7 protein-coding genes are annotated in these 12906 nt (G+C 48.7%); 3 read left to right on the plus strand and 4 right to left on the minus strand.

Annotated elements, in window-relative coordinates; all coding sequences use genetic code 11:
- Window positions 1-245: 245 nt before the first annotated feature.
- Window positions 246-1400 (minus strand): AbrB family transcriptional regulator, encoded by a 1155-nt coding sequence (locus EFK13_RS05965; RefSeq protein ID WP_129506150.1) that lies wholly within the window; start codon window positions 1398-1400, stop codon window positions 246-248.
- Window positions 1401-1507: 107 nt separating this feature from the next.
- Window positions 1508-2710, minus strand: coding sequence for an MDR family MFS transporter (locus tag EFK13_RS05970; protein ID WP_129506149.1), 1203 nt, complete (start codon window positions 2708-2710; stop codon window positions 1508-1510).
- A gap of 113 nt (window positions 2711-2823) precedes the next feature.
- On the opposite strand from EFK13_RS05970, the gene EFK13_RS05975 reads away from it, so the two are divergent.
- Entirely contained in the window at window positions 2824-4554 is a 1731-nt protein-coding gene (locus EFK13_RS05975) for an SgrR family transcriptional regulator (RefSeq protein WP_129506148.1), read from the plus strand.
- 38 nt (window positions 4555-4592) lie between these two features.
- Here EFK13_RS05975 and EFK13_RS05980 read toward each other — a convergent pair whose 3' ends face one another.
- Both EFK13_RS05980 and EFK13_RS05985 read right to left on the minus strand, forming a co-directional pair.
- Window positions 4593-4919, minus strand: coding sequence for a four-helix bundle copper-binding protein (locus tag EFK13_RS05980; protein ID WP_129506147.1), 327 nt, complete (start codon window positions 4917-4919; stop codon window positions 4593-4595).
- A 116-nt stretch (window positions 4920-5035) separates the two neighbouring features.
- Window positions 5036-5473, minus strand: coding sequence for a ferritin family protein (locus EFK13_RS05985; RefSeq protein WP_129506146.1), 438 nt, complete (start codon window positions 5471-5473; stop codon window positions 5036-5038).
- Window positions 5474-5647: 174 nt separating this feature from the next.
- On the opposite strand from EFK13_RS05985, the gene addB reads away from it, so the two are divergent.
- Both addB and addA read left to right on the plus strand, forming a co-directional pair.
- Window positions 5648-9148 (plus strand): helicase-exonuclease AddAB subunit AddB, encoded by a 3501-nt coding sequence (gene addB, locus EFK13_RS05990; protein ID WP_129506145.1) that lies wholly within the window; start codon window positions 5648-5650, stop codon window positions 9146-9148.
- Complete coding sequence (addA, locus tag EFK13_RS05995; RefSeq protein ID WP_129506144.1) at window positions 9135-12839, plus strand: helicase-exonuclease AddAB subunit AddA; 3705 nt, start codon at window positions 9135-9137, stop codon at window positions 12837-12839. Before addB ends, addA begins: the two co-directional genes overlap by 14 nt.
- The last annotated feature ends 67 nt before the right edge of the window (window positions 12840-12906 follow it).

Consider the following 12906-nt stretch of genomic DNA (forward strand, 5'->3'; position numbering starts at 1 on the left):
TTTCTTATCACTTTATATCTTTGTATAGAAAAAAGAGGTTAATCATATTTAACCTCTTTTTCAATCAGGAAGCCTGCTTTTTGGAATTCTTTAATTGCTCCTATACCAAAGTGGTCAATTATTCCTTCGCCTTTCATTTCGCCCTCTGACAGCACTTACTTCAAATCTGATCCATTAATCTTTTGTTGTTCCAGTACTATAACTTGATCCCCATCTTGATGGTTTCCCATTAAAAAGTTCTTGAACTAGGCATTGCTGCCGCTGACAGAGCTTTTTTTGTCTTTTCTTTCACCATGAAGATGGTGAAGCAGACGATAAAATGGCGGCAATAGGGCGATGACAAGGATAACGCGTATGACCTGGACCGCAACGACAAAGGTGGAATCAGCATGCAAGGTAACAGACGTCGTCGCCATTTCTGCAATGCCGCCTGGCGCAAATGCCAGAACAGAAGTGATGAGCGATATTCCTGTCAGCTTGGAAACAATCACGGCGCTCAAAAACATAGCTGCGATTAATCCGACGGAGGAGACAAACCCGACGATGATAATGCGGGTGACGCCGGCAAACATGCTTTTGTACATCTTAGAGCCGATTGTTGCCCCCAGAAACACTTGCGATACATGGTTAGCTTGTGATGGCCACCAAGACGTCATGTCGTGCCCTGTCACCGCAGATCCGCCAACGTGTACAAGGGCTGCACCGAGCATGCTGCCGAGCAGCCATGGCGCCGGAAATTTTAAAAATTTCGCAGCTTTGCAAGCTCCCCAGGCAGCGAGAATCAGAACGGCGGTCCATAAAACGGGAGTGAGCCTGATATCAGTCGTTGCTGTGGAAAGCGTTTCTGCTGCGGCGCTTGCGGAACCGTCATGTTTTGTATAGATCAGGATGACTAAAAACGGTATGGAAAGCACCACGAGCAGCACCCGCATCATTTGAACGAGGCTGACAATGGCAGTATTGGCGCCGACCTCTTGTGCGATGCTTGGCATCGCGGACAGACCGCCGGGAGCGGTGCCGACAAAGCTTGTCATCATGTCCGTTTTGCTGAAACGCCAAAGCACATACCCTGACAGCATGGCCAGCAGGATAGACAATATCAGCATAACGCCGACTGAAAACCAATGGTCTTTGAGGACAGAGAGAACGGATAAGTTCAGCTTTTGGCCCAATTCAATCCCGAGGATCATCTGCCCGAGGGCGAGCCATCGGCGGTTAATTCCTTTTTGGTCTGGTGCCATCATCAGCCATGCCGGCCGTATCATGGCGAGGCAGCAAGCGACAATCAGTGTTCCGATCATCCATCCAATCGATATTCCGGTTAATGAAAGAATAAACCCCCCGGCTGCACTGATTGCGATAAACCATAGATCTTTGAGGAGATTTTCGTCTTTCTTCAATGTAAAACCCTTCTTCCTTTTCACGTAACACTGCAATTGTTCACGTAGTGAATGTATTATTACTATAGTATATTTTTGTTGATAAAGAAATTATGAATTTTTTTCATTTAGCCATTCGTTTTTCTTATAACCTTCTGTTCGAGCTTTTCTATTGTGTACGTCAGGCATAAGCATGCTGTCAGCAAACACACGGCAAGGGCGTAAAAAATCACTTCTCCGCCAAACGATGTCAGGATCAGTCCGCCCGCCAGAGGACCGATTGAGCGGGATATGTCCCAATGCAGACCGTATACCGCATAAAACCGGCCGAGCAGATGAGGCGGCGCCAATTTCGAAATGAAGGTCTGGATGTGGGTTAGTCCGATGCTTTCGCCAACCGTCATCACGGCTGCCGTCACTAAAAGCATTGTCAGGGAGGTTGAGCATGCAAATCCGGCAGCCGCAAGGGAGTAGCAGACATAAGTAATCAAAAGGATCGTTTTCATTGAAAGCTTTTCGGTCCCCTTTACAAGAGGAACCTGGAGAACAAAGCTGAATAAAGCTTTTGCCGCCGAGTAGATGGTCAGCACGGACAAATAATCAGAGAACATGTTTTTACTGAACAGCCTGTAGGTAGTTTCTGTTTGCGCATATAACATGCTGATGGGGAGAGAGAGCAGCAAAAGAAGCAGCACAGGCCTGTATATCGTAAAGCTCGTGGAAAACGCCGGTGCATCAGCTGTTATGATCGGCTTTGTTTCCGGCAGTTTTAGCGCAGCGATCAGAAAGAAGATGAACAATGCCGCGGCATCTAAAGCGAATATCCATACGGGGTTGTGTTTGTACAGCAGCATGCCCAGCAGCGGCCCTGCCGTCAGGCCCGCCGAATAGATCGCATTGATGACCGCAAACACTTCTGAACGTCTGCTTTCCGGCGTGCTTTCGGCAATTTGTGCGCGGGAAGCAGGGATGTACAACGATCTCCCGATACCATTCAGGACGTAGAGAAAGGCGAAGGCATACGCATGCTCAGCAAACATAAACCCCATCATGGCCGCTGATTGCAGAAACAATGCAATAAGAATCGCGGTGCGCCGCCCAAGCTGGTCCGTTACCCGTCCTGCAATCAGCGTCAGACAAATATCGGCAAATGGCTGTAGACTGATGATCAGCATTGGAATCATGACACTGCCGTTTAATTGTTCATGCAGATACAGCACCATAAAAGGGCCCATCATTGCACCTGTGAGGCTTGTCAGCATTTCGCCGAAAAAGCGGAGCCAAACGGGAGCCGTATACCTCGATTTTATAGATTGAAAGCTGGTAAACATGTGATTGCCGCCTTTCACTGTTTGATATAGTAGTAGTGTATAGAAGGGGCGGCGGCCCAAAAAGTGAAGAAAAGAAGAGAAAAAGTTTCCCCTTTTGTCGGGAGGTGCGGGGATTGAAGCTGATTGAGCATTATGTGGAACTTGTAAAAGCAGGAAGCGCTGCGTATGGGCAAATGAACGAAATGACACTCACAGAGATTGCAGACTGTTTATTTTGTACAGAAAGAAATGTAAAGCTCATTTTACATAAGCTGGAGAACAAGAATTGGATTATCCGGGAAAGCGGGGCGGGGCGCGGCCGCAAATCCAAAATCGCGTTTCTTCGCCGGCCTGAAGAACTGCTGCTTCAAACGGCCAAGGAATATACAATGGCTGGAAAGCTTAATAAAGCAAAGGAACTGCTTCAGCAGCATCAGTCCGCGTTTCCGGGGCTTCAAAACGAATATGATATGTGGTTGTCAGAGGTGTTTGGCTTTGTGACAGAGAGCGGCGGGGATGGAGAAAAGGATGTGCTCCGGCTGTTCATCACTCCTGAAGCTGTCAGCAGTTTGGACCCATGCCAAATATTTTTGCGGTCTGAAGGGCATTTCGTCAAACAAATATTTGATACACTGCTCACGTTTGATCCGGATGTGCAGGAACCGAAGCCTCATTTGGTTCATGGGTGGGAAGAGGACGGAAAAAAACGATGGAGATTTTTTCTTCGAAAAGGTGTGTTTTTTCATAATGGACAGCCGCTGACAGCGCGGGATGTTGCGTTTACGTTACAGCGCTTTCTGACCCAGGCTGACAACCCGTATAAATGGATGTTACACGGAGTGAAGCTAGTCTTGGAAAATAGCCCTTATTGTGTGGAGCTCATACTCGATAAGCCAAATGAGCTTTTGCCGTATGTTCTTTGTGATGAACGGCTGTCTATTCTGCCGGCAGAACAGGGCGGCGGGATCATCAATGGGACAGGGCCTTTTCGGGTAAATCAGCATCACAGCCGAATGCTTGTGCTTGAAGCCAATGAGCGTTACTTCAAGGGACGCCCCTTTTTGGATCGCGTTGAGTTTGTATTTTCTGAGCAAGCCGAAGAGATGAACGGCTTTATCATTCAAGAAAAACAAACATGTCCTGATCGGCAAACTGTTTTTGATGAACGGCATGTTCAGTACTTGTCGCTCAATTTGAAAAAGGAAGGGCCGCTTCAGCACCGAAGCTTTCGAAAAGCGCTCCGCCTGTTGATTTCCTCTGAACGGCTCGTTCGTGAAACGGGAGGGCACCGCAGAACCCCGGTTTCGTCTTTTTTGCATCCGAGTCCTTTTGATCGGGAAGGCGTGTCACCTTTTGAATTGCTGGAGAAGAGCGGATACGAGGGGGAAACGCTGGTGCTGTTTACCTTTTCGGAAGCTGATCATCGGGAGGATGCCGAGTGGATTCAAAATGTTTGCGCCCAGCATGGCATCAGGCTTACACTTCAATTCTGTGATTCTGCTGATCTCCGCCGGTCGGAAATTGTGCAAATGGCGGATATCATTCATGACAGCGCGACGTTTGCCGAGGACAGTGAGTTTGGTTTTCTGCATTTGCTGCTGTCGGAGAACAGTTTTTTGTGTCAGCATCTTTCTGAAAAGCTGACACAAATATGCGCAGGAATGACAGAACGGATTTTTTCAATGCCTGACCGCTGTTCGAGAATCCAGATGCTGCATGACATTGACCGCCTGCTTCTGCAGGAGTTCAATGCGATTCCGCTGTATCAAAGTGTGCTGCAGGTGACATCAAGTGAGAATGTGGAAGGCCTCATGCTTGATGAAGAGGGATGGATTGATTTGTACGCCGTGTGGCTGTCCAAATGAAAAGAGGGTTCTTTTTTTGAACCCTCACTCACTGTACTTTATGACGCCATGCTGCGGCATTGGTCAGCGCAGGCGAAGCAGGATTTCGCACATGCTTGGCAATGATCGTGTCCATGCTTTTCGCATTCTGTGCCGCACGCTTCACAGATATCGGCGCAAAGTGCACAAATTTCTTTCATGAAAGGGCTGTCCGTTTGCATGGCTTTGACCGCCAGCGCGCAAATATCCGCGCACTCCCTGTCAAGCCGGATGCAGCCGCTGAGATCGTGATGCGCACTTTCCTCCAAACATTTTGTAAAACAATGATTGCAAGCCTCCATACAATTGATGCAAGCTTCAATACAAGCTTTTAAAGAATGTTCCATAACTGATTCCCCCTGTATGGCAGTGTATGGTTTTAAGTTTCCCATCTTGATTTTTAAAAAACAGGCGGGTGTGTTTTAAGGGAAGAAATATGTACATATACCCTGGGCGGGTATACTTAACGTTCCATCAGATAGTATAGAAACCAGACAGCGTGATTTTGTTCATCCCGTGCGGCGCGCGTAAAGATGCCCTTCGCTTTTAGGTTTGAGGTTTCCTCGGCCGCACGCAAGTAAAAGTCAACGGTTTCTTGTTCATCTTTAAAAGCGGCGTCAAGCCCTCTCGTGAAACTGTCCGGGCATTCCTCCGTTTGTTTCGGCATGAAGTGTTTGCCGGTAATGGCTCCGTACAATGTGGAAAATTCACGGAGGTGGCGCATTTCGTCACGCCTGATTTCTTCAATCTGTTTTCTGGCGTCATCGCGGCTGGCAAGTTCGGCGAGCTTGCGGTAGCATTGAACCGCGCTGAATTCTCCGTTAATGGCTTTTTTCAGATTCCGAATCAAAACAGGGTCTTCCCGGTACGGCGCCGGATATGGATAGCAGCTGTAGTACAAGGGATTCAACTCCTTCTTGGGCTTCTGTAAAAGTATATGTAGGGCGGAGAGTCATGTGCAGAGAAATTCAGTTTTTTCGATGTGAAAGGCCGTTTTTTACCAATAGATGAGATTGGTCATTTTCGTCAACATTCGATAAAATATATAGAGATAAAAAGAGAGGGGTCTTCTAATTTGGGAGCAGAGTTTTTAGTAGGCAGGTCCGGGAGTGGAAAAACGAAGCTGATCATCGACAGCATTCAGGATGAGCTGCGCCGGGCTCCATTCGGGAAACCGATCATTTTTCTAGTCCCGGATCAAATGACGTTTTTAATGGAATACGAGCTTGCTAAAACGCCTGATATGGGCGGGATGATACGCGCTCAAGTGTTCAGCTTTTCACGATTGGCCTGGCGCGTTCTCCAGCACACGGGAGGAATGAGCAGGCCGTTTCTTACGAGCACAGGTGTACAGATGCTCCTGCGGAAACTCATTGAGGAGCATAAACAGGAGTTCAAAGTCTATCAAAAAGCGAGTGACAAAAGCGGGTTTACCGCACAGGTAGAACGGATGCTGACAGAGTTTAAGCGCTACTGTCTGGAACCGGAAGATATCCGCAGGATGGCGGAAAGCGGAACGGCTTCCGAGTATCGCGGAGAACGTGTTTTATCTGAAAAGCTTCATGACTTATCGATTCTCTATCAGCAGATGGAAAAAAGCCTCGCAGATCAATATCTTCACTCTGAGGATTATTTGACATTGCTGGCGGAGCATATTCCGCTGTCGGAGGATGTAAAGGGCGCGCATATCTATGTGGACGGCTTTTATCAGTTTACACCGCAGGAGTTCAGGGTGTTGGAGCAGCTTATGGTTCACGCAGAGCATATCACGTTTTCGCTCACAGCGGACAAGCCGTCATACGAGCGGGAGCCACATGAACTGGAATTGTTCAGAATGACTGGAAAAACTTATTACCGTCTGCATCAGAAGGCGAAGGAACTGAATCTGGACATGACCTATAAAGAGCTAAACGGGACTGAGCGGCACTTGCAGGCGCCGGAACTCGCACATTTAGAGGCGCAGTATGAAGCGCGTCCGGCCATCCCATACTCAGAAAAACAAGATGCCTTTACTGTGATGCAGGCCGCAAACAGACGAGCTGAGCTCGAAGGCATTGCCCGGGAAATTCACTCTCTTGTCAGAGAGAAGGGCTATCGCTATAAGGATGTAGCGATTCTTGCGCGCCAGCCGGAAGACTACAAAGATATGGTGAAGGAAGTTTTCGCAGATTACGAGATTCCTTATTTCATTGACGGAAAAGCATCTATGCTGAACCATCCGTTAATCGAATTTATCCGGTCGAGCATTGATGTTCTGAAAGGGAATTGGCGTTATGAAGCGGTGTTTCGCTGCGTGAAAACCGAACTGCTATTCCCGCTTAACGAGCCGAAGACTAAGGTGAGAGAACAGGTCGATCAGCTTGAAAATTACTGTATCGCCTACGGCATTAAAGGCGACCGCTGGACAAAGGGCGACCGTTTCCATTACAGGCGTTTTGTGTCATTGGATGATGATTTTGCGCAGACCGACCAGGAAATCGAAATGGAAAACATGCTGAATGACACTCGCGACTGGATAGTTCCGCCGCTTTTTCGGCTCCAGAAACGAATGAAAAAAGCAAAGACGGTTCAGGAAAAGGCAGAGGCGCTCTATCGTTATTTAGAAGAGACGGATGTGCCGCTGAAGCTGGATCAGGAAAGACAGCGTGCTGAAGAAGACGGCAGAATCATTGAAGCGCAGCAGCATCAGCAGGCGTGGGATGCGGTTATGCAGCTGCTTGAGGAGTTTGTTGAAATGATGGGGGATGATGAGATTTCTCTTGATTTGTTTCAGCAAATGATGGAAGCCGGCGCGGAGTCGCTTACATTTTCTCTCATTCCGCCTGCGCTTGACCAGGTGTTTGTCGGCAATATGGATTTATCCAGAATATATGGCACCTCTTGCACCTTTGTGCTGGGGGCAAATGACGGCGTTGTGCCGGCGCGCCCTGATGAAAACGGGGTGCTGTCGGACGATGACCGGGAATGGCTGAAAACGATTGGAGTTGAGCTTTCCTCAGGCGGGCGGGAGCGTCTGCTTGACGAGCATTTCCTCATTTATATGGCGTTTTCCAGTCCGTCTGACCGGCTTTACGTATCGTATCCGATTGCAGATGCGGAAGGAAAAACGCTTTTGCCGTCGATTGTCATTAAGCGGCTGGAAGAACTGTTTCCGCAGCATAAAGAGCGCTTGTTGACAAATGAACCTGAGCAGGTCAGCGATGAGGAACAGCTTATGTATGTCGTCAATAAAAGCGTGGCACAGTCCTTTACCGCCAGCCAGCTCAGATTATGGACACGGGAATACGACATCAGCGACGTCTGGTGGAGCACGTACAATGTGCTGATGAGCGAGCCGGACAGGCTGCAATCGAAAAAGCTGTTTTCAAGCCTGTTTTTCCGTAATGAAGTAAAGCAGCTTGAACGCAGCGTGTCGAGACAGCTCTATGGCGAACGTATTCAGGGCAGTGTGTCGAGAATGGAAACCTTTAACGCGTGCCCGTTCTCCCATTTTGCATCACACGGGCTGCACCTGAAGGAACGGCAATTTTTCAAGCTCGAAGCACCGGATATCGGCCAGCTGTTTCATTCCAGCTTAAAGCTGATTTCAGACCGTCTGCGGGAGCAAAAAATGGATTGGCGCGATTTGACGAAAGAGCAGTGCGAGCTGTTTTCCTATGATGCGGTAGAGCGGCTGGCACCGAAACTGCAAAAGGAAATTCTGCTCAGCTCAAACCGGCATTATTACGTGAAGGAAAAACTGCAAAAAATTGTGACACGTGTGTCCGGCATTTTAAGCGAGCATGCGAAAGCGAGCGGATTCGTGCCGATCGGACTTGAACTGGGCTTTGGAGGAAAAGGGCCGCTTCCGCCGCTGACCTTTAAGCTGAAAAACGGCTGCACGATGGAGCTCGTCGGGCGAATTGACCGCGTCGATAAAGCGGAAAGCTCAAAAGGCCTGCTTCTGAGGATTGTCGATTATAAATCAAGCGACAAAGGCCTTGACTTAGCGGAAGTATATTACGGACTCGCGCTCCAAATGCTGACGTACCTTGATTTATCGATTACTCATTCAGAAGACTGGCTCGGAATGAGAGCGACTCCGGCCGGGGTGCTGTACTTCCATATTCATGACCCAATGATTCAATCTAATCTTCCGCTTGGACTTGACGAGATTGAACAGGAAATTTTTAAGAAATTTAAAATGAAGGGCCTGCTCCTTGGCGATCAAGAAGCGGTTCGCCTCATGGATACGACCCTTCAAGAGGGACGGTCAAATATCATCAATGCCGGCTTGAAAAAAGACGGCTCTCTCAGATCAGATTCAGCGGCGGTCGGCGAAAAGGAATTTGAGCTGTTGACGAAGCATGTGCGCCGCACCTTCCAAGAAGCAGGCGAACAAATCACCGACGGACGCGTATCCATTGAGCCTTATAAAATGAAGAACAAGACGCCGTGCACATACTGTGCGTTCAAATCAGTATGTCAGTTTGATGAATCATTAGAAGAAAACGAGTATCGCCCGTTAAAGGCTGAAAAGGACAAGACGATACTTGAGTGGATAAAAAAGGAGGCGGATGGCAATGAACATTCCTAAACCGGCAGACAGCACATGGACAGATGACCAATGGAATGCCATTGTTTCAACCGGCCAGGATATTCTTGTGGCAGCGGCGGCGGGCTCCGGGAAAACCGCTGTGCTCGTTGAACGAATGATCCGGAAAATCACCGCGGAAGAAAACCCGATTGATGTAGATCGGCTGCTCGTTGTGACATTTACAAACGCCTCGGCGGCAGAAATGAAACACCGAATCGCGGATGCCCTGGAAAAAGAACTTGTAAAGCGCCCCGGCTCGTTGCATATCAGACGCCAGCTGTCTCTTTTAAACCGGGCCAGCATTTCGACACTTCACTCCTTTTGCCTGCAAGTGCTGAAAAAATATTACTACTTGATCGATCTTGATCCGGGCTTTCGGATTGCCGATCAGACAGAAGGCGAGCTGCTTGGGGATGAAGTGCTGGATGAGCTGTTTGAAGATGAATACGCAAGGGGCGACAAGGCGTTTTTTGAACTTGTTGACCGCTATACGACAGACCGGCACGATTTGGATCTGCAATTTCTTGTTAAACAGGTGTACGAGTATTCCCGATCCCATCCAAACCCGGAGGCATGGCTGGAAAGCTTTGTTCATTTATACGATGTATCCGAAAAGAGCGCCATCGAGGAGCTTCCGTTTTATCAATATGTCAAAGAGGATATTGCGATGGTGCTTAACGGAGCGAAAGAAAAGCTCCTGCGCGCGCTTGAGCTGACGAAAGCGCCGGGCGGCCCCGCGCCGCGCGCTGATAATTTTCTTGATGATCTTGCGCAGATTGATGAACTGATTCAGCAGCAGGACGATTTTTATGAGCTTTATAAGCGGGTGCCCGCAGTCTCTTTTAAGCGCGCGAAGGCAGTAAAAGGGGACGAGTTTGATGCTGCGTTGCTTGATGAAGCAACGGATTTGAGAAACGGTGCAAAAAAACTGCTTGAAAAGCTCAAAACTGACTATTTCACGAGAAGTCCTGAGCAGCACTTGAAAAGCTTAGCCGACATGAAGCCTGTCATTGAGACGCTCGTGCAGCTTGTCATCAGCTACGGAAAACGGTTTGAAGCGGCGAAACAGGAAAAATCAATCATCGATTTTTCTGATTTGGAGCATTACTGCTTGTCCATTTTGGCAGCTGAAAATGACAAAGGTGAACGCGAGCCGAGTGAGGCAGCAAGATTTTATCAGGAGCAGTTTCATGAGGTGCTCGTTGATGAATATCAAGATACAAACCTCGTGCAGGAATCGATCCTGCAGCTTGTCACAAGCGGGCCGGAGGAGACTGGAAACCTGTTTATGGTAGGGGATGTCAAACAGTCGATTTATCGATTCAGGCTTGCGGAGCCGCTCCTTTTCCTTTCCAAATACAAACGGTTTACAGAAAGCGGAGAAGGCACAGGACGGAAAATCGACTTGAATAAAAATTTCCGTAGCCGGGCTGATATTTTAGATAGCACAAACTTTTTATTTAAACAGCTGATGGGCGGCAAAATCGGTGAGGTTGATTATGACGAGCTGGCTGAACTGAAGCTCGGTGCGGCATATCCGGACAATGATGAGACGGAAACGGAGCTGCTGCTGATCGGCAGCTCAGAAGAGACGGATGCAGGTGAGGAAGCAGAAGAGCTGGAAACGGTGCAGTTCGAGGCGAAAGCGATCGCTAAGGAAATTCGCAAATTGATTTCATCGCCATTTAAGGTGTATGACGGAAAAACGAAAACACACCGCAATATTCAATACCGCGATATCGTGATTTTGCTGCGCTCCATGCCGTGGGCGCCGCAAATCATGGAAGAGCTGAGAGCACAGGGCATACCGGTTTACGCCAATTTAACGTCAGGCTATTTTGAAGCGGTCGAAGTTGCCGTCACGCTCTCAGTGCTGAAGGTGATCGATAACCCTTACCAGGATATACCGCTTGCCTCTGTTCTGCGCTCACCGATTGTCGGAGCAGATGAAAACGAGCTGTCTTTGATCCGGCTTGAAAATACAAAAGCGCCTTACTATGAAGCGATGAAAGACTACTTGGCTGCCGGCGACCGGAACGACGAGCTTTATCAAAAGCTGCAAGCGTTCTACGGACATCTGCAAAAATGGCGCTCGTTTTCAAAAAACCACTCAGTATCTGAACTGATTTGGGAAGTGTACCGCGACACGAAGTACATGGATTATGTCGGCGGGATGCCGGGCGGAAAACAGCGCCAGGCCAATTTGCGCGTCCTTTACGACCGGGCGCGCCAATATGAAGCGACGGCATTTCGCGGCCTGTTCCGTTTTCTGCGGTTTATCGAACGCATGCAGGAGCGAGGGGATGATCTTGGAACGGCGCGAGCGCTCAGCGAGCAGGAGGATGTTGTCCGCTTAATGACGATTCACAGCAGCAAAGGGCTCGAATTTCCCGTCGTGTTTACGGCGGGTCTCGGCCGCAATTTCAACATGATGGACTTGAACAAATCGTATCTGCTGGACAAGGAGCTCGGGTTTGGCACGAAGTTTATTCATCCGCAATTGCGCATCAGCTATCCGACGCTTCCGCTCATTGCGATGAAGAAAAAAATGCGCAGGGAACTGCTGTCAGAGGAATTGCGTGTTCTGTATGTTGCATTAACGAGAGCAAAAGAAAAACTGTTTCTGATTGGCTCGTGCAAGGATCATCAGAAACAGCTCGCGAAATGGCAGGCATCCGCGTCACAAACTGACTGGCTTCTGCCTGAATTTGACCGCTATCAGGCAAAAACGTATTTAGATTTCATCGGGCCGGCCCTTGCCAGACACAGAGATATGGAGACTTTGGCTGAAAACAGTGCGGCTGCGCATGCTGACATCTCGGGACACCCGGCTCGTTTTGCCGTCCGAATGATCCATTCCTATGATTTGCTGGATGATGATCTGGAAGAAAGAATGGAAGAAAAAAGCGAACGCTTAGAAGCGATTCGCCAAGGTGAACCAGTTCCCGGCTCGTTTGCGTTTGATGAAAAAGCCCGTGAGCAGCTGAGCTGGACATATCCGCATCACGAGGTGACGCAAATTCGCACAAAGCAGTCGGTGTCTGAGATCAAGAGAAAAAGAGAGTACGAGGATGAATACAGCGGCAGGGCCCCCGTTAAACCGGCTGACGGAAGCATTCTGTACAGGCGTCCGGCTTTCATGATGAAAAAAGGCCTGACAGCGGCGGAGAAAGGAACGGCCATGCATACGGTGATGCAGCATATCCCGCTGACACATGCGCCGACGATAGAAGAAGCGGAGCGGACGGTTCAAAAGCTTTATGAAAAAGAACTGCTCACTGAAGAACAAAAAGCCGCTATTGATATAGAAGAAATCGTTCAATTCTTCCACACGGAAATCGGCGGACAGCTGATCGGCGCGAAATGGAAGGAGCGGGAAGTGCCATTCAGTTTGGCGCTTCCGGCCAAGGAGATCTATCCTGATGCACAGGAGGCGGATGAGCCGCTTTTAGTGCAGGGAATCATTGACTGTCTCTATGAAACTGAGGACGGTTTATATCTCTTGGACTATAAATCAGACCGGATTGAGGGCAAATTCCAGCACGGCTTTGAAGGAGCGGCCCCGATTTTGAAAAAACGATATAAAACGCAAATTCAGCTGTACACGAAGGCTGTTGAGCAAATTGCAAAAACAAAGGTAAAGGGATGTGCGCTTTATTTCTTTGACGGAGGGCACATTCTGACATTATAGCGAGATCCGCAAGCTCCGGGAATTTCAGACGGAGCGGATCTCGTTTTCTATACAAAAGAGAGGTGAA

Source organism: Bacillus cabrialesii, from assembly GCF_004124315.2.
Classification (GTDB): domain Bacteria; phylum Bacillota; class Bacilli; order Bacillales; family Bacillaceae; genus Bacillus; species Bacillus cabrialesii.